Genomic DNA, 19191 nt, shown 5'->3' on the forward strand with positions numbered 1-19191 from the left:
ATCATTATCGAATAGAGCTGTCAACGATAATTTTTCTCATTTATAAAAAAACATAAAATGCTTACAATTAAGCACTCATTTTTTGAAAGAAAATCATGTCAAAAAAAACACTTAATGTTTCTATAGCGTTGTTATTCCACAAAAATCAAGTTCTTGTGGGATGGAGAGAAGTCTCTTTACATCAGGGGGATAAAGCTGAGTTTCCTGGAGGAAAAGTGGAGTTAGGTGAAACTCCTGAACAAGCTTGCAAGCGTGAAGTTCAAGAAGAGGTGGGAATTTTTCTAGATCATGTCTATTTATTCGATATTATTACGCATGAATATGAAGATCTAATCGTAAAATTACACATTTATCAGGCTTATGTTGATCAGTCTCTACTAGATCATATTCAAAGTCCTTGGACATGGCATGATCGTTCAGCACTAAGCATTTTGAATTTTCCTAAAGCTAATGATGCCATTGTTAAACGACTACTCTGGCCGAATAAAATTGCAATAAAAAATATAGATCGTCTCGATACAATCATTGATCTTAATCGAGTTAGCTATTTGAGAACTGAAAATGCTTTAGATTTTGCGCTGCAACTCAACCAGTATAATCAACTGGATCAGCTCATTATCAATCGTGATGTGTGGATAGGATTATCAGAATCAAATCAGAAAAAAGTATTTGCCGTACAATTTAAACATGATCAATTGATGCAATTAAATTCTGATTCATTTATGGAGGAATGGAAGGGCATTAAACGCATCGCATCCTGTCATGACCATTCTAGTGTCAGTCGAGCTGTAGCGTTAGGTTTTGATGCAATATTTTTAAGTCCAGTACTGTGTACAACATCGCATCCTCAGCAAGCACCCTTAGGTTGGACGCAGTTTGAATTGTTATCAAAAGATATACATATACCAGTTTATGCGCTAGGCGGTATGAAGCCTGAATTATTAGATCAGGCCATACAACATGGAGCTTATGGAATTGCTGGTATTCGTGCTTTTTAAAGGCATTAAAAAAGCAAAACTCATGCTTACATCAAAATTTCTTGATTTTGTTTTGTGCTTCTTGGATGAGTTTTTGATTTTTTTGGAGTTGACCTGATTTCAAAATAATTTGCCAAAGTTGTCGCTTCATCGTTGCTGTTTGAGCATAACTGAGACCTCGTTTTGCCAACGATTCAGCATTTTTTGCCTCATTTTTTTTAATGGCAATCATCGCGAGATACATATAGGTCTCTGCAGATTGAGGGGCAAGTCTTTGTGCTTGGAGTGCGGCTTTCTCAGCTTCACTCCATTTTGCTTGACGAAATGCATGATGGGTTTGTTGCATTAGATTTTTAAATGCGGGAAGTTGGCGGCCATCATCGAATTTTTGAGTTGAGCTTTTCTGTTCAGGAATAACAATTTGTAATTTTTCCCGTTTAATCTCGGGTCGATCATAAGGCGTAATTTTAATACCATCGGCATCTTTTTGAGATGGTGTTGTTTTAGTCTCAGCTTGTTTAGGTTTCTGAGACGGTTGTGAGTTTTGAGGGGAGGTTAAAGTTTGGCAACCGCCTAAGAGTAATATGCTGGCGAATAGTACGCTAAAATTCAGTTTTGTCATTAACCTTAACTCCTCCTAAACTTATTTTAAGGATTATAACTTCCACTCGAAAGTACTCGAGTGGCATTCGTATTTAAATCCCGTTCCATTTCTGTTTCGCTCTCACGAATATATTGGTCGATGCTGTCTTCTGCTGGAATTTCTTCTGCATTCGTTTCAGGAACGTAAGTCGGCTCTACTTGGTAGTGTGGTAAGCCACATGCTGTTGCGCGACGAGGAACAGTATATTTAAGTATCGGTACATAGAGCGCACCTTGACAACCTTGTGCTGAAAGCTCACCGCTATTTGAGTCAATCCAATGCCACTGTACTTCATCAGGTTGACGTAAATTGACAGGTTTTTGCTTCAGTTGCTTCATTACGTTGGTCCACACGGGTAAAGCGCCAGATGAGCCCGTTAAGCCTGTCACTTTATTATCATCTAATCCAAGCCAGACAACTGCCAAATGATTACCTGAATACCCCGCGAACCACGAGTCCCTTGTATCATTGGTCGTACCTGATTTACCCGCTAGATTTAGATTCGGAGCGAGGCCGTTATAAGCAGCACGTCCTGTACCTGCCGACATCACACGTTGTAATCCGTAATTTAAAATATAAGCAGCCGATGGGTCGATCGTTTGTTGAACATTTAAACTGTAGCGATTAATGAGCTGCCCATTGGTATCAACAACTGTTCGGATAGATTTTGTAGGATATTTAAACCCTCCAGTTGCAAAGTTGCCATAAATATTCATGATTTCCATAGGCGACATTTCAACAGCCCCTAAGAAAATCGATGGGTAATTTGGAATAGGTGAAGTCACGCCAAACTTCATTAAATGATTGGTAAATGAAGAAAGTCCAAATTCTTGTCCTAAGCGAACTGTAGATAGGTTATACGAATTGGCTAAAGCTTGAACCATTGGGACGTAACCATACGAAGTTCCGCTATAATTTTTGGGTGTCCAAGTCTGATTGCGATCGACTGGCACACTAATTGGCGAGTCTTCGATTGCCGTCGCCCAGTTATAACGACCAGATTCCAAAGCAGTTAGGAAAATAACAGGTTTTAATAATGAGCCTACCTGACGTTTTGCATCAACTGCGCGGTTAAAACCTGTGAAGTCAGATACTGAACCTACGGCTGCAATCAATTCACCATTTTCAGGGTGAGAAACTAATACCGCGCCTTGAAGCTCTTTCAAGCGTGCAGGATTGGTCTTAGACAGTCTTGATACTGAATCTGTAAATGATTTTTGTACTTTGATTTGTGCGATTGGATCTAATGTGGTGAAAATTCGAAGACCTTGTTTCGTTAAATCGCTTTCTTGGTATTCTGTTTTGAGTTGACGACGAACGATGTCTAGGAAATCAGGGAAGCGAGCTGGGCCTAAAGTCGGTTTTTTAATCACGTTTAAAGGTTTAGCTGACTCAGTTTCATATTGCTCTTCAGTCAAATATCCCATGACTAACATATTGTTTAGAACAACATTACGGCGTTTTAATGCACTTTCAGGATTTCTCCAAGGATTGTATAAGCTAGGACCTTGAACGAGTCCGACAAGGAAAGCCTGTTGCGCTATACTCAATTCTCTAAGTGGTAAACCAAAATAAAATTGAGACGCTAAACCATAGCCATTGATCGAGTAATTACCATTTTGTCCTAAATTAACTTCATTCAAATATGCTTCCAGAATTTCATCTTTGTCATAATGAAACTCAAGCAACAACGCCATAAAGGCTTCATTCACTTTACGTTTGATTGTACGTTCAGGGGTCAAATAAAAGTTTTTAACCAATTGCTGTGTGAGTGTAGAACCACCTTGACGCTTACCACCAGTAACGTTGCTTACAACTGCGCGTGCTGTACCACGAAACGAGACGCCGTGATGATGATAGAAGTTGCGGTCTTCAGTGGCAATAAGCGCTTGAATTAAAGGTTTAGGAACACGATTGAGTTTAATGAGAACACGGTCCTCGTTGTGTTGAGGGTAGATTCCCCCAACTAACATTGGTTCTAGACGGGCAATCCCCGTACTCGATGGTTTTGTTGCTTTAATCTCTGAAATTTGACTAGCGCCAAAACTGACTTGGAGGATTTGTTCTGGTTCTACACTATCACCAAAATCGAAGCCACGCGTGTGGACATATATAGTATTGCCTTGAACCAAAAAATTACCTGGCTTGGTATAGTCTTCAGCGTTTTTATAACCCAACAGACCTAGCTCTTGAATGAAGTTTTGTTGCTCAACGGGTGCATTAGCATAAACTTCCAAGGGGCGTGCATATACTTTCGCTGGAATATCCCAACGATTGCCTTCAAATTTATCGCGAATAATATTATCTAAGCGGATTAGATAAATACTAAAAGCCACAAATGCAGAAATCACCAGCACTGAGAAAATCAATGCAATTAAGCCAATACCACGTTCAAACTTCATAGATCAAAAAGCAAAACCCTGTTTTATTGCGCTCATCATGCGAAGCTTTTTTATAATTTGCAATAATTAAACTGTGAATTTATGCCTTTTTTAGATAAATGTAATGATTTATCTAATTCAATATTAAGGAGAAAATTAAGATTTTAAGTTGGGGAAATGTGAAATTATTCGTGAAATTCATAACATGAAACAGGCTTGAAATATGTAAGTCACAGAATGATGATGATATGATACTCAACAATTCATCTGGAGCCGTAGCATACGTGCAACTTTCAGCAAAGTCATTTCGTAATATTGGATTAATTGGACGACCAGATAAATCATCTGTGGTTGAGACTTTAAGTCTAATTCATGACCATTTGATTAGTTTAGGTTTGCATCCAGTTTTTGATTCAGAAACCGCTAAATTGGTCCCTTATAAAAATTCGCAAACGGTCAGTCGAGCTTTATTGGGTGAAGTTACAGATTTGGTGATTGTCGTAGGTGGTGATGGTTCATTGCTTCAAGCGGCTAGATCTTTAGTGAAATACAATACTCCCGTCATCGGGGTAAACCGTGGGCGTTTAGGTTTCCTAACAGATATCAAACCGACAGAAGTGTTATTTAAATTAGATCAAGTCTTGAAAGGTGAGTTTCAGCTAGATCGCCGTTTTTTATTAGAAGTCGAAGTTCGTAGTAAAAATGAACTGATTTATGATGCAATAGCATTGAATGATGTGGTTCTGCATTCAGGTAAGTCAGTCCATATGATTGAGTTTGATCTTCATATTGATGGTCAATATGTTTATCGCCAACACAGTGATGGTTTGATTGTATCGACACCTACGGGTTCAACAGCATACGCACTTTCTGGTGGCGGTCCAATTTTGCACCCAAGTATGGATGCGATCGCGCTAGTGCCAATGCACCCGCATACGCTTTCTTCTCGTCCGATTGTGGTGGGTGGTCAAAGTGAAATTAAAATTCAAATTCGTAAGAATCGAGTGTTGCCAATGGTGAGTGCTGATGGGCAACACAGTGTTTCTTTAAATGAAGGTGATTGGTTGCATATTCGCAAACATCCTTTCAAACTTACTTTATTACATCCACCTGGATACGACTTTTATATGGCATGTCGTACCAAACTAGGATGGAATCAAGATTACGATTCATTTCATCAGCAGGACTAAACATGAATATTGAACAAATGTTATCAGTTTTGGATGCAGACATCGTTGCTCGTTTAAGAACTGCCGTTGAAATCGGTAAATGGCCAAACGGTGTAGCTTTAACTCAAGAGCAGCGTCAGATTTCAATGCAAGCAGTCATTGCTTGGGAAGCTAAAAATCTGCCAGAAACAGAAAGATCAGGGTATATTGATAAAGGTCATAAAGAGGAAGGTGATGAATGTGATTCACATGTTCCAGAGCCAGAATTTCAACCTATACGTTTTGTATAATCTTCTATGTTAAAAAAGACACCTGATAGTGTCTTTTTTTAATCCGAATTTAAACTCGATGACGTGACTGCCAGTATTCTTGAGCCAAGGTCTGTGCTTGTGTAAATGTTTCAGCCACATTCATAGTGTAGATTGCGATTGCCATAGTTTCAATAACAGCCACCTCTCCATAGCTATGGTGGGCATCACCTAACCATACGGCATTGAAAGTATCTAAGTTCAACTCTTCTTCAATTGCTGAACGATCAGCTGTGAGTTTCGGAAGTTCAAGCTCATACAGTTCACCGTCTCGTATACCGCAAATTAAGGTTTTTGCATCTGGGTTTCGTTCAAATTCACCGCCTTCACCTTTAATCACCGCACTGTTAACGTAACCTAATTTGGCAGCAGTCTGTTGATGAGAACTGCGATACGCAGGGTGAAATATCGCTTGCAAAGTGGCTTTGGCATTGAAGGGATTGATGAGTCGTGAAAGCGTATGAATGGGTGAGCGTAAGCCCATGATATTGCGTAATGCAATTAAATCACTCAAGGTAGGTGAAATGACTTCGAGTGGTATATAGGCAAAGTTATGCTGATTCAGTTCTGATGCCACTTCGTTTTCATTTTGACAAATGGTATAACCTAAATACTGTAAAACTTGTTCTGTATATAATCGATTGATGGTATGTCCAGAAGCCCCATGCATTACAATACGATGACCATGTTTTGCTAAGGTTAACGCCGATAAGATAAACCACGGATAGTGTTTGCGTTTCCCCGCGTAAGAAGACCAGTCTAGGTCGACATCAATAGCTCTAAATTTAAGTTGATCACGAGTCGCTTGCACAAAGCCAGCCAGTTCATCTACAGATTCTTCTTTCACTCGTAAAAGCATTAAAAAAGCACCCAGCTGAACGTCTAATACCTCATTTTTTAAAATCATCTCAAATGCTTGATAGGCTTCTTCATAGGTCAGTGATCGCGCACCATTTTTTCCTTTGCCAAGAATACGAACAAATTGCGCAAATGGATGTTCAAAGTCTTTATATAAATTACGTTTTGTATTCATGATCAATGCAGTTGGATGTTCTTAATGACATTGTAACGTGGAATGATGCTTCGAATAAAAGCTAAATATCAAATTCAATGATCATGCATTATTTTTAGCTTTTGAGACTGACCAAATTGTATGAATTTTCAAGCGCTTTTGTCCATGACAACTGGAAAAAAACGGGATAGCATGAAAACTTATAAAAAAATGAAGTGTAAGGAACACAAGAATGTTGGCATATGATGCAGATTTAGAATTATTCCGTGATAATTTCAAACGTTTTATGAGTGAGCACGTTGCTCCTTATTATGAGCAGTGGGAACGCGAAGGAAAAATGCCACGTTCAGTGTGGAATGCACTTGGTGAAAATGGCTTCTTGTGCGTAGATGTTCCTGAAGAATATGGTGGTTATGGTGTTCCAACAGAATATTCTTTAATGTTGGTTGAAGAGTCGGCACGTGCAGGTTATAGCGCATTATCGACAGGTATTTCATGTCACTCAGAAATTGCAGCACCATATATTCTACATATCGCGAACGAAGAACAAAAAAAATACTGGTTGCCAAAAATGGTTTCTGGTGAAGTGGTCGGGGCAATTGGAATGACAGAGCCAGGTGCTGGTTCTGATTTACAAGCCATCCGTACGAATGCCATTTTGAATGGTAATCATTATGTTTTGAATGGCTCTAAAACTTTTATTTCAAATGGTCAGCATGCAGACTTGGTTGTGCTTGCCGTTAAAACAGATCCTCAGGCACGTGCTAAAGGCGTCTCACTTCTATTGGTTGATACTCATTTAGAAGGGTTTAAAAAAGGCACAAATCTCGACAAAATCGGTTTGCATTCCCAAGATACTTCGGAACTCTTTTTTGACAATGTAAAAGTTCCAGCTGATCAGCTTTTAGGTCAAGCGGGTCAGGGATTTGCATATTTGATGCAAGAATTACCACGTGAGCGGACAGCGATTGCTGCGACAGCATTAGGGGCAATTCGAGGTTCAATTGATGTGACTGTTCAATATGTCCAAGAGCGTCAGGCCTTTGGTCAAAAAATTGGACAATTCCAAAATTCTCGTTTTGTTTTAGCACAAGCGAAAATCGATGAACTGGCTACGGCCGCTTTTTATAATCAAAACCTAGCATTGTATAAAGAAGGGAAATTGGATGTTGAAACAGCAGCTGCATTAAAAAGTTTCAGTACAGATATTCAAATGAAAGTGGCGGATAACCTACTGCAACTCTTTGGTGGCTATGGCTATATGACGGAATATCCTATTTCACGCTTCTTTGTGGATGCACGTATTCAACGAATCTACGGCGGAACCAACGAAATCATGAAAGAAATCGTAGCACGTGGCATGCTAGGACGTTAATTTTTATCCGTATTTACATCTCGCTTGATGAATACAAGCGAGATGTATTCGAATGTGTTTTCAATTTTAAAACTTATAGAACGCACTGATTTTAAAAAAAGATTAAAGCTATCCTATTCAATGTTCTTGTCTTTTTTCTAATTTATAGCGCATATTGGATTGATGATTATTTCAACTGTATATTTTTAAGTCTTATTGCCATAAAGTTTGGTTGCTTAACATTTGAAAGCTAACTATTGTTATACTGTTTACATAACTGATTCTGTAAGGCGACTTTACAATGATCAACGATGATCAAAACACGACGAATTCTTTAGACTTAGCTAAAATCCGCGAAGATATCGACTCAGTAGATCAACAACTCCAACAACTGATTAACCGTCGAGCACGACTTGCTGAAGCTGTAGCAAAAGCAAAATTTGCTTCTGAAGAAAATCCAATGTTTTATCGTCCTGAGCGTGAAGCACAAGTTTTGCGTAATGTGATGGAGCGTAATGAAGGTCCTTTATCTGACGTGACGATGGCGCGTTTGTTTAGAGAAATTATGTCTGCATGTCTTGCTTTAGAAGCACCACAAAGCATTGCTTTCCTTGGTCCAGTAGGAACTTACACCCATTCGGCAGTACTGAAGCATTTTGGACATGATGCGGTTGTGCGCCCACTTCCTACAATTGATGAAGTGTTCCGTGAAGTCGAAGCAGGCAGTGCACATTATGGTTTAGTTCCTGTTGAGAACTCATCCGAAGGCGTGGTTAACCACACGCTTGATTGTTTTAAAGCGTCACATTTAAATGTGATTGGTGAAGTTGAATTACGTATTCATCATCAATTTTTGATTTCTTCAAATACGCGTAAAGACAGCATTAAACAAATCTATGCGCATCAACAAACTTTAGCTCAATGTCGTGGCTGGCTCGATGCTCATTATCCAGGTGTTGAACGTGTGGCTTTGAGTTCGAATGCTGAAGCTGCTCGCCGTATCCGTAATGAATGGCATTCTGCGGCAATCGCATCTGAAACAGCTGCGAGCTTATATGATTTAGAAATCTTACATAGCAATATTGAAGATAATCCAGAAAATACAACACGCTTCTTAGTTATTGGGCGTGAAAAAGTACCACAAAGTGGTAATGATAAAACTTCTTTATTGATCTCTGCACATGACCGTGCAGGTGCGTTATTAGAAATTTTAGCGCCGTTCGCTAAACATAACATTAGCTTGACCAGTATCGAAACAAGACCTGCATTGCCTGAAAAATGGGCTTATGTATTCTTTATCGATTTAGAAGGGCATATCGAACAAGAGAACGTACGTGCGGCTGTCGAAGAAATTCGTCCATTAGTCAAAGAAATCCGTGTTCTTGGTTCATACCCGATTGCGGTACTTTAAAAAGAGTTGATACTTAGATATGTCTCAACCTTTATTTAAAAAAGTTGCATTTATTGGGCTAGGATTGATTGGATCAAGTTTAGCACGTGTCATTCAAACACATGGTCTTGCTGAAAATGTTGTGGCATCTACGCGATCTGTTCAAACCTTAGAAGATGCTAAAGCTTTAGGTTTGATTAGTGAAGGATATGCTAATGCCAAAGATGCAGTGGTTGATGCAGATTTAATTGTTCTTGCTTTACCCGTGAGAGCTACACAATCTGTATTAAACTCGATCAAATCTGTGATTGCTCCTGATACTATAATTACAGATGTGGGCAGTACCAAAGGCAATGTGGTTGAGGCTGCAATTGCGGTTTTTGGTGAGCAGTTACCCGCAGGTTTTGTTCCAGGGCATCCAATAGCTGGTGCTGAACATACTGGTGTTCATGCAGGTAAAGTAGATTTATTTGCTAACCACAAAGTGATATTAACGCCGTTAGCAACAAGTGCTGAGTGGGCAGTGCAAAAACTGATTCAGTTATGGCAAGCTGCTCAAGCTGAAGTAATTTGTATGGATGTGGAAAAGCATGATGAAGTGCTTGCGCATACAAGTCATCTGCCACATTTAATGGCATTCAATTTGGTTGAGCAACTGGCAAATCGTGAAGATAATCTGGACATTTTCCGCTATGCAGCTGGTGGTTTCAGAGACTTTTCTCGCATTGCGGCGAGTGATCCACAAATGTGGCATGACATATTCTTTGCCAATAAAAAAGCGATTTTGAATGCTGTTGATGGCTTTGAGAACCAATTGGCTCATATTCGACAGCTCATTGAAAACGAAGATTCAAAAGCACTCATGGGATTGCTTGGACATGCTCAAGCAGCACGCCAACATTTTAACCATATGCTTGCCAAGAAACCTTTAATGGAGAACAAAACTGTGACACAGCAATTTACTATTCTGCCGGGTGCTAAATCATTTTCTGGAAAATTTAGCGTGCCAGGTGACAAATCTGTGTCACACCGTTCAATCATGTTTGGTGCGATCGCTGAAGGTACAACACATGTTACTGGTTTCTTAGAAGGTGAAGATGCCTTAGCAACACTTCAAGCATTCCGTGATATGGGTGTAAATATTGAAGGTCCAAAAAATGGTGAAGTCACCATTCATGGTGTAGGAATGCATGGCCTTAAAGCTCCAGCAAGTGAGCTTTATATGGGTAACTCTGGGACTTCGATGCGTCTTCTGTCAGGGATGTTGTCTGCGCAAAAATTTGACTCAGTAATGACTGGTGATGCATCGTTGAGCAAACGTCCTATGGAACGTATTGCAAAGCCACTCCGTGAAATGGGTGCTCAAATTCAAACAACAGGTGAGCGTGGCACACCGCCAGTATCGATCACAGGTAATCAGCAACTTAAAGGTATTCATTACGATTTACCGATGGCTTCTGCACAAGTGAAGTCTGGCATTCTGCTCGCTGGTTTATGGGCAGAAGGTGTAACGTCGGTGACTGAGCCAGAACCGACACGTGATCACTCTGAGCGTATGTTACGTGCATTTGGGTATGATGTGAAAACTGAAGGTAACCGTATTTCTTTAAAAGGTGGTGGTAAGTTAGTTGGCACGAATATTCAAGTGCCTTCAGATATTTCATCTGCTGCGTTCTTTATGGTGGGTGCTGCCATTACTGAAAATTCAGATGTAACACTTGAGGCAGTGGGTATTAACCCTACTCGTACTGGGGTGATCGAAATTTTGAAGCAAATGGGGGCTGATATTTCAGTCGAGAATGAACGAATTGCAGGTGGTGAACCAATCGCTGATATTCGAATTCGTGGCACTCGTACTTTGAAAGGCATCCACATGCCTGAAGATCAAGTACCTTTAGCGATTGATGAATTCCCAGCATTATTTATTGCTGCAGCTTGTGCTGAAGGTCAAACAGTGTTAACTGGTGCAGCTGAACTTCGTGTAAAAGAGTCTGATCGAATCCAAGTGATGGCTGATGGATTGAAAACAATGGGTGTTGATTGTACGCCTACGGATGACGGTATTATTATTGAAGGTAAAGGTAAGTCTGGTGATTGGTCTGCTATCTTTACAGGTGGTGAAATTGAGTCACATCATGATCATCGTATTGCCATGAGTTTCTCCATTGCGGGTCTGCGTACTTCAGGCGCAATTAAAATTGTGGGAACTGAAACCGTTGCAACAAGTTTCCCAACATTTACTCAACTCACTGAACAAGCGGGTTTATCTATTCAAGTTAGTGAATAATACGACCAAAGATTTGTATATTTCTTTTCAAACAGCCAAGCAAAAGCTTGGCTGTTTTGTTTATATTGCTTATTCTAATTCTATATAATTAAAAAGCCTTTGGATGAGGAAATGAAAAAATTACAATTTTTAGTTGATCAAACGAAATACGCTAAGGCTCATTCAAGTCATTCTCATGATAATGCACAAACTTACGTTACAGCATTGTTATCTGAACAGTTGGTGCAACATGGATTTCACACTCAAACTACGAATCCGCATGAATTAGAAGTCAGTGTCTCTGATCACCCAATCGCTTTAGGGGTGAACTGTAATCAACCAGATGGCGAAGGACATTTTGTATGTGAAATAAGTGCGCATGCAGATGAGGAACAGGATTGGTTCCAAAAAATTGAGACGCAGAGTGTGATTAAACAACTTGCGCAAGCAGTAGAGCAGACATTAAAAGAAGATGAGTTGTTCCAGTCGCTAGAGTGGAAATCCTAACGAGGAATAAAACAAACCCAATGTAAAGAATCTACACTGGGTTTTTCTGAAACACGTAATATTTATATTAAGCCGTAAGGAAGCGAGTGATCGCGACGCGAAGTTGCTTCAAATAACCTGTGAAGAAGTGATTAGCACCAGGTAGCACTGTAATAATATGGCGTTGAGGCTTTGCCCATTCAATTAAATCGGATAATAAAGTGACTTCATCTGCCTCACCATGAATAAACAGGATATCACCTTTAATTGCCGGAGTAACATAGTGACGGATACCAGCAACTGTGGCTGTTGGTAAACCACATAGAATGACTTGTTCAGGTTGAATTTCTTGAGGTAGTGCATGATATGCCTTCGCCATAACATGTGCACCAAAACTAAAGCCTCCAACATAGAAAGGCAATGTAAGGTGTTTTGCACGTACTTGACGAATGACTTCTAAAATATCTTCTGTTTCACCAAATCCTTCATCGTGAACCCCTTCACTTTGACCTGATCCACGGAAACTTGGACGATAAACGATATAACCACGCTCAAGGAACATTTGAGCTAGCAGAGTGGGAACTTTGTGCTGAGGAGTACCACCTTGAAGCGGGTGAGGGTGACAAACGACCGCAAATCCTTTTACTTCAGACTGAGGATAATCTACAAAAACCTCAATTTTGCCAACAGGGCCTTGAATGAACATTTGTTCAGACATAAAAATACCGATTAACGTGCAGGAGAATCGTATATTTTAACGTCAATAATTAAAAAAAACACAATTGGAAATAAAATAAGTCTACTGTTATAGTTTGATTAATTGTTTTTTGATCAGGTTTCTATGTTTGCCTTAATTTCTCCTGCTAAGACATTAGATTATGAATCTACACTTCCAACTGATAAACATACTTTACCAAGATTGCTTGACCACTCACAACAGCTTATAGACGTAAGTCGTAAACTGTCTGCTTCAGAAATCGCCAAATTAATGAGTGTGAGTGAAAAAATTGCGAATCTTAACGTGGAACGCTTTAGAGATTGGCAATCAGACTTTGATTTATCAAATTCACGCCAAGCAATCTTTGCCTTTAAGGGCGATGTTTATACAGGTCTGGATGCGTATTCGCTTACGCAAGCTGATTTAGAATATGCTCAATGCCATTTAAGAATGCTATCGGGTCTCTATGGATTACTTCGACCACTGGATTTGATGATGCCTTATCGTTTAGAAATGGGCACGAAATTAGCAAATCCACGCGGTCACAATCTTTACGAATTTTGGGGAGATGAAATTACCCAATTGATCAACCAAGATTTATCAGAAGCCAAGAGTGATTTATTGGTCAATATCGCATCCGATGAATATTATAAATCGGTGAAAGAAAGCAAAATTGAAGCTGAAATTATCAAGCCCGTGTTTTTAGACCAGAAAAATGGGAAATATAAAGTGATAAGCTTCTATGCTAAAAAAGCGCGTGGATTGATGGCACGTTATATTATCGAAAATAAACCTAATACTGTGGATGATCTTAAATCATTCAATACAGACGGCTATTATTTCGATGCTGAAAGTTCTTTGAAAGGTGAGCTCATTTTTAAACGTGATGAGCAGGCGGCTTAAAAATAAATAGGCGGTAGCGGGGCAAGGTGTCTGATGATTGATTCATACTTAAACCAGTTGAGAAGATACTGGGCCGCTACTGCACAACAGCTTGAACTATCCTCAGAGGATTCCATATCTATTCTTGATAGATTAGAAGTTCATTACAGTGAGCCTCATCGTCACTATCATACAGTGCAGCATATCGTTGAATGTATGGATCACTTACAATTGGTTCTACCAAATTTAAAAGATCCTTTATCAGTCTCTATAGCTCTTTGGTTTCATGATGTCATTTATGAGCCTAAGGCACACGATAATGAACAACAAAGTGCTGATATGATGTTGAACATCATATCTCCCCACATGGAGATGAGGAGATGTGAGAAAATTTATCAGTGGATATTAGCGACCAAAGAGCATCGTGCTTCAGTTGATTCGGATCTTAACTACTTACTTGATATTGATCTTGCAATTCTTGGTTCAACCGCCAAACGTTTTGAAGAATATCAGCAGCAAATTCATCAAGAATTCAGTTGGGTACCCTCTGAAATTTATACACTAAAACGAAATGAAGTTCTTAATAGCTTTTATCAAATGGAATCCATTTATAAAACAGCATATTTTCATGACACTTTAGAAAATCAAGCCAAACAAAATTTAGAACGAGCATTAGTTAGCTGATTTGAAAGCAGCTAATGCGCGCTGTCGACTCATCTTTAAATCAACAATAGGTTTTGGATAATTGAGTTTAAGATTCGGATTTTTAGCGTAAGGCTCATGAATGATTTTCGCATCAAGATGAGCTAATTCAGGTACCCATTTGCGAATATAATCACCTTGACTATCAAATTTTTGTGATTGACTAATGGGGTTGAAAATACGGAAATAAGGTACAGCATCTGTACCTGTTGAAGCACACCATTGCCAGCCACCATTATTTGCCGCTAAATCTCCATCAATCAAATGTTGCATAAACCATTGTTCGCCTTTACGCCAGTCGATGAGCAAATTCTTACTAAGGAACATGGCGACAATCATTCTGACACGATTGTGCATCCATCCTGTTTGAAGCATTTGACGGATTCCAGCGTCCACAATTGGAATACCCGTTTGTCCAAACTTCCAAGCATTTAATTCATCGGGTGCATCACGCCATGGCACATTAGATGTATTTAAATTGAATGGTTGATATTTCGATAATCTTGGAAAGTCAAACAGGATGTGTTGATAAAATTCTCGCCATAATAATTCATCTAACCAAGTTTGTTGACCATCAGAGTAGAGATGAAAATTGCCATTTGAGCGACTAAAAATTGCAGCCAAACATTGTCGAATCGAAATAAATCCTAGATTTAAATACGGTGATAATTGACTGGTTGCATCAATGTTTGGAAAGTCGCGTTGTTGTTTGTACGTCTCTAAATTCTCGTCAACAAATTTCTCGAGCATTTGTAGTGCATATGACTCTCCAACAGGCCATTGATATTTAATCTGAGCATCAGGATAAAAATCATGTATCGATGGAATTTTGGAGGTATGAAAGCGTTGTATAAGCTCATGAGGTTGTACCTTCGGTACAGCGAGTGGTTGAGGAACAGAGATATTCAAGATTTCATAGCATGCACGTTTATAAGCACCAAAAACTTGATAAGGCTGGCGCGTCTTATTACGAATTGATCCAAGTGGGAAAATTGTGCGGTCATGATAATACTCGACAGTCACCTGATGCGATTCTAATAAGGTCTGGACTTGCGCATCACGATTCAACTCATTCATGCCGATTTCGATGTTAGCGTGTATCGCAGTAATTTGATATTTTTTTGCGAAAGTTAATATTTTAGCTGGTACATCGTCCCATTGGGGCACGATTTCCACCACAAGTGGGATATTGAATTGCTTTAACTCACTTTCAAGTGATTTAAGTTGGCGAAGATAAAAGTCAATTTTAATCACTGCATCATCATGCAATTTCCATTGTTCAGGTGAAAGTATCACCAATGCACAAGTATTCCCATGCCGGTTTGCCTCCATTAACGCCGTGTTATCCCTAACTCTTAAATCCTGACGAAACCAAATGAGATTCATATGATTAATATCCAAATATCCTCAGGAAATTATAAGAATTTGAATCATTTAAATCGTTAAGCATTGTAATTTTTTGCATAAAAAAAAGGCGAAGCAGAAGCTTCACCTTTTTGTCCTAAAATCCGTTGATCTTAGTGGTGGTGACCACCTACACCGTGAACGTGACCGTGATCTAACTCTTCTTGAGTTGCTTCACGGATTTCAACGATTTCAACATCAAATGTTAAGTCTTGACCCGCAAGCGGGAAGTTAGCATCAACGATTACGTTTTCGCCTTCAACAGCTTTAACAGTCACAATTTGAACGCCATCATCAGTTTGCGCTTGGAATTGCATACCAGCTTCGATGTTGTCTACGCCTTGGAACATTTGTTTAGGTACTTCTTGAACTAAATCAGTGTTGTACTCACCATAAGCTTCAGCAGCAGGAATCGTTACTGTGAATTTGTCACCAGTCGTTTTACCTAACATTGCTTTTTCTAAGCCAGGGATAATGTTGCCAGCGCCTTGCAAATATGCAAGTGGTTCACCTTGAGATTGATCGAGAGTTTCACCCTCTGCATTAGTCAATTTATAGTTAAATAAAACCACAAGGTCATTTGCAATAACTGTCATGTTAATGATCCATTCAAATATTTTAAGGGTACATCATAAAGTGAAAACCAATTTTTGTAGACAATTTTCTAAAAAAAATGCAGTTTCGATAATTTATAACGCTTAAATATTACATTGGGGCGTCTTTTAGATTTTTCAATGCAATTTGATTTTAGGTGCTATTTTTCTGGTCACAAAATCTTTGGCTGTGAGTAATCCTGCCTGTGCATAACCATAAATCGTGGCTTGATGCAGTCGGTAAAGCGATACATACATCGACTTCGCCACAAATCCTTGAACATTGACCTGACCAAGTAATTCACCAACTGCTTTATTCTCACTTAAAGATACAAGTGAACCTTTGTCAGAAAAATTGAACATCGGTTGTGATTTTCCTGAAATTCGCGCTTTCATTGCATCAACGAGGAAAGCAGCCTGTTGACTTGCAACTTGCGCACGCGGTCCTAAAGCTGTTTCACGCGCATCTAGAATACAGTATGCGCAATCACCGAATGCAAAAACATTCGGATCTGCTTTTGTTTGGAGTGTTGCAAATACGTGTAAGCGACCCATACGATCTTTTTCGAAGCCTTCTAGGTTTTGAATCACTGCTGGAGTTTTAATGCCCGCAGCCCAAACTTTTAATTGTGCTGGAATTGAACTTCCATCATTAAAGTAAATTTGATCAGCATCCACTTTTTCGACACGCTTAGACGTTAAAATATCCACATTCATGCGCTTAAGCTGCTTAGTGCTGTGGTCTGACATTTTTTCAGAAAGAGCCGGTAGAATACGATCCGCGCCTTCAATTAGTGAAATTTTGACGTTTTTAGGATCAATTTTATTAAGACCGTATTTAAAGAAGTTTTGTTTGGCTTGAACTAATTCCGCTGCAAGCTCAACACCCGTTGCACCTGCACCTATAATGCCAATATGCAGCTCACGATGGTCATTATTATTTTGAGCTTCGATATAAAGATGAAGTAGATGCTGCTGGAACTGTTCAGCCTGTTTTGGATTATCTAAATAGTGACAATGTTCTTGCACACCTGAAGTATTGAAATCATTGGAAACCGAACCAACCGCTAGAATAAGAGTGTCATAACTTAGCGTTAAATGATCAATAGATTGATCATAGGTTGACGCCACAGGTTTGAGCAATTGAATGGTCTTGGCTTCACGATCTAATTGTTCAAATTTACCCAATACAAACTCATAATGATGTTTTGCAGCATGACCAAAATAGTTTGTTTCTTCATCACTAGGGCTTAACGTACCTGCTGCAATTTCATGTAAAAGTGGTTTCCAAATATGTGTAAGCTTTTGGTCAACTAATGTAATTTTTGCTTTTTTAGATTTGCCCAGCGTGTCACCCAGTTGTGTTGCTAGTTCTAAGCCACCAGCACCACCACCCACAATGACAATATGATGAAGATTCGACATTTAATATTCCTATTTTTATAGCGTCATAAATAAAAAAGAGATGGGGGTTAATATGCCATCTCTTTTTTAAAAGAATTGTCCTTTTTGTATTACAAGTTACAGATTTACAATAAAAAACTGCAATTAGTTTAAAGGATAGATTTTTGCTTGATTTGCACTGCTAGATCCGAAACTAAATAATTGTTTAAACCAATTCAAAATACTTTCAAACCATGATGCTTCATCAATTTGAAGTACATCCTCAATCAATACCGTTTGAATGAGTCGATTATTTTGATAGATATGAATACGTGCCAACTGCTGAATTTGCGCAATAGGTGCGGTTAATGATTGTGTTAGTAGCTCGACGTTCATATGCGTTTGAGTTTGCTGTAAAGGCTCAAGAGCTGAAGTGAATCCAAAAGCATCTGTTTGAATTAAGCGATGAGTTTGATTGTCAAAATTACGCATATCAATCATTTGATTCGCGTTATACAAAGAGGTCGTCACGATACTTGGCTTTTTAGTTTCGACTCTGAACATTTTTAAGGTCGATGCGACTACAGGGAGTTCAGCAATTAGTTGCTTATTTTTAATTGCAATTTCATTGCGTGTATAGGCATAGGATAGGTTTAAAAGTTGATGTGCGATTTCAGCGCGTTTAAAGCCACTTTGAGCACCGAGTACCACAACAATAAGTCTCCTTTGATTGAGGTCAAATTGTTGAGTTGGTCGGTTGGCTGTAAGTGCAAGGTTATAGCCTGCAGCACGAGTAAACCCTGTTTTTAAACCATCAACAGTAGCATCTTGTTTAAGTAAGATATTCGTTGCACGGTGAAAATGCTGATTGTAAGTAAAACTTTGCTGTTTCGAGTAGTCAAGGTAATCGGGTGTTTCATTGGTGAGTGCTTGTGCGAGCACGGCTAAATCATGCGCTGTTGAATAGTGCATATCCATTGTAATGCCCGCGGGATTGGCAAAGTTTGTATCTTTCATGCCAAGTACTTTGGCTTCTTGATTCATGCGTTGAACAAATGCAGGCACTGATCCTGAAATTCGTTCAGCCAATGTGACAGCAGCATCGTTGGCAGACATGATAATTAAGCCTGCCAAAAGCTGATCAATCGTAATTTGTTGAGTCGGCTTCAGATACATCTGAGACTCATCCCATTGAACTACATTGACAACTGGTGTGGCAGTAATAACTTCATTTTTGCTAATTTTACCCGCTTGAATGTCTTTCAGCGCGATGTAAGCCACCATCATTTTGGTTAACGAAGCTGGTGCACGTTGGACATGGCTATTGTGTTCAGTAATGACTTGACCTGATTGTGGATCTAAGACAGTCCATGCTTCAGCTTCTAAACTTTCTGGTGCAACTTCGAACAAGGAAGCATGTGTGATATTTACTATAAAAAAACTAAAAATTATGAGTAGAGCAGAGTAGAGTTTCAACGGGTTTACCTATATAAGCCAATCCAATGGCATAGATCATCAAGCAC

General features: G+C 39.2%; 17 protein-coding genes. 9 read left to right on the forward strand and 8 right to left on the reverse strand.

Annotated elements, in window-relative coordinates; all coding sequences use genetic code 11:
• The first annotated feature begins 95 nt into the window (after positions 1–95).
• The gene (locus tag FTV32_RS10295; protein ID WP_180028568.1) at positions 96–998 is read left to right on the forward strand and encodes a thiamine phosphate synthase; all 903 of its coding nucleotides are present in this window, start codon (positions 96–98) and stop codon (positions 996–998) included.
• A gap of 31 nt (positions 999–1029) precedes the next feature.
• Here the strand turns inward: FTV32_RS10295 and FTV32_RS10300 are convergent, their stop codons facing one another.
• Both FTV32_RS10300 and mrcB read right to left on the reverse strand, forming a co-directional pair.
• Entirely contained in the window at positions 1030–1599 is a 570-nt protein-coding gene (locus tag FTV32_RS10300) for a tetratricopeptide repeat protein (protein WP_180028569.1), read from the reverse strand.
• Between the two features lie 26 nt (positions 1600–1625).
• Positions 1626–4022: a penicillin-binding protein 1B gene (mrcB, locus tag FTV32_RS10305; RefSeq protein ID WP_092767169.1), complete on the reverse strand. Its 2397-nt coding sequence runs from the start codon at positions 4020–4022 to the stop codon at positions 1626–1628.
• 227 nt (positions 4023–4249) lie between these two features.
• Between mrcB and FTV32_RS10310 the strand changes: the two genes are divergently transcribed.
• Together FTV32_RS10310 and FTV32_RS10315 are read left to right on the forward strand one after the other, a co-directional pair.
• Positions 4250–5191, forward strand: coding sequence for an NAD(+) kinase (locus FTV32_RS10310; protein WP_092767167.1), 942 nt, complete (start codon positions 4250–4252; stop codon positions 5189–5191).
• 2 nt (positions 5192–5193) lie between these two features.
• Positions 5194–5460, forward strand: coding sequence for a YeaC family protein (locus FTV32_RS10315; RefSeq protein WP_035267325.1), 267 nt, complete (start codon positions 5194–5196; stop codon positions 5458–5460).
• Positions 5461–5509: 49 nt separating this feature from the next.
• Here FTV32_RS10315 and FTV32_RS10320 read toward each other — a convergent pair whose 3' ends face one another.
• Positions 5510–6511, reverse strand: coding sequence for a glycosyl transferase family protein (locus FTV32_RS10320; protein WP_180028570.1), 1002 nt, complete (start codon positions 6509–6511; stop codon positions 5510–5512).
• 211 nt (positions 6512–6722) lie between these two features.
• Between FTV32_RS10320 and FTV32_RS10325 the strand changes: the two genes are divergently transcribed.
• The 4 genes from FTV32_RS10325 to FTV32_RS10340 all read left to right on the forward strand — a co-directional run bounded on the left by FTV32_RS10325 (position 6723) and on the right by FTV32_RS10340 (position 12007).
• Positions 6723–7865 (forward strand): acyl-CoA dehydrogenase family protein, encoded by a 1143-nt coding sequence (locus FTV32_RS10325; RefSeq protein ID WP_180028571.1) that lies wholly within the window; start codon positions 6723–6725, stop codon positions 7863–7865.
• A 280-nt stretch (positions 7866–8145) separates the two neighbouring features.
• Positions 8146–9255, forward strand: coding sequence for a prephenate dehydratase (gene pheA / locus FTV32_RS10330; RefSeq protein ID WP_035267321.1), 1110 nt, complete (start codon positions 8146–8148; stop codon positions 9253–9255).
• A gap of 19 nt (positions 9256–9274) precedes the next feature.
• Entirely contained in the window at positions 9275–11521 is a 2247-nt protein-coding gene (locus tag FTV32_RS10335; RefSeq protein WP_180028572.1) for a bifunctional prephenate dehydrogenase/3-phosphoshikimate 1-carboxyvinyltransferase, read from the forward strand.
• A gap of 111 nt (positions 11522–11632) precedes the next feature.
• Complete coding sequence (locus FTV32_RS10340) at positions 11633–12007, forward strand: hypothetical protein (protein ID WP_180028573.1); 375 nt, start codon at positions 11633–11635, stop codon at positions 12005–12007.
• 67 nt (positions 12008–12074) lie between these two features.
• On the opposite strand, the gene FTV32_RS10345 is transcribed toward FTV32_RS10340, so the two are convergent.
• A complete protein-coding gene (locus FTV32_RS10345; RefSeq protein ID WP_035267316.1) occupies positions 12075–12704 on the reverse strand; it encodes an alpha/beta hydrolase in 630 nt (209 codons plus the stop codon).
• Between the two features lie 123 nt (positions 12705–12827).
• On the opposite strand from FTV32_RS10345, the gene yaaA reads away from it, so the two are divergent.
• The gene (gene yaaA, locus FTV32_RS10350; protein WP_180028574.1) at positions 12828–13607 is read left to right on the forward strand and encodes a peroxide stress protein YaaA; all 780 of its coding nucleotides are present in this window, start codon (positions 12828–12830) and stop codon (positions 13605–13607) included.
• 33 nt (positions 13608–13640) lie between these two features.
• Positions 13641–14270, forward strand: a complete 630-nt coding sequence (locus FTV32_RS10355; RefSeq protein ID WP_180028575.1) for a metal-dependent hydrolase — start codon at positions 13641–13643, stop codon at positions 14268–14270.
• Here FTV32_RS10355 and FTV32_RS10360 read toward each other — a convergent pair.
• The 4 genes from FTV32_RS10360 to FTV32_RS10375 form a co-directional block, all read right to left on the reverse strand.
• Complete coding sequence (locus FTV32_RS10360) at positions 14259–15674, reverse strand: deoxyribodipyrimidine photo-lyase (protein WP_180028576.1); 1416 nt, start codon at positions 15672–15674, stop codon at positions 14259–14261. The genes FTV32_RS10355 and FTV32_RS10360 overlap by 12 nt on opposite strands.
• Before the next feature lie 131 nt (positions 15675–15805).
• Positions 15806–16288: a peptidylprolyl isomerase gene (locus FTV32_RS10365; protein ID WP_092767151.1), complete on the reverse strand. Its 483-nt coding sequence runs from the start codon at positions 16286–16288 to the stop codon at positions 15806–15808.
• 135 nt (positions 16289–16423) lie between these two features.
• Positions 16424–17710: an NAD(P)/FAD-dependent oxidoreductase gene (locus FTV32_RS10370; RefSeq protein WP_180028577.1), complete on the reverse strand. Its 1287-nt coding sequence runs from the start codon at positions 17708–17710 to the stop codon at positions 16424–16426.
• A 123-nt stretch (positions 17711–17833) separates the two neighbouring features.
• Positions 17834–19144 (reverse strand): D-alanyl-D-alanine carboxypeptidase family protein, encoded by a 1311-nt coding sequence (locus FTV32_RS10375; protein WP_180028578.1) that lies wholly within the window; start codon positions 19142–19144, stop codon positions 17834–17836.
• Positions 19145–19191 lie beyond the last annotated feature (47 nt).

Origin of the sequence: Acinetobacter sp. YH16032 (assembly GCF_013417345.1) — a bacterium.
Classification (GTDB): Bacteria; Pseudomonadota; Gammaproteobacteria; order Pseudomonadales; family Moraxellaceae; genus Acinetobacter.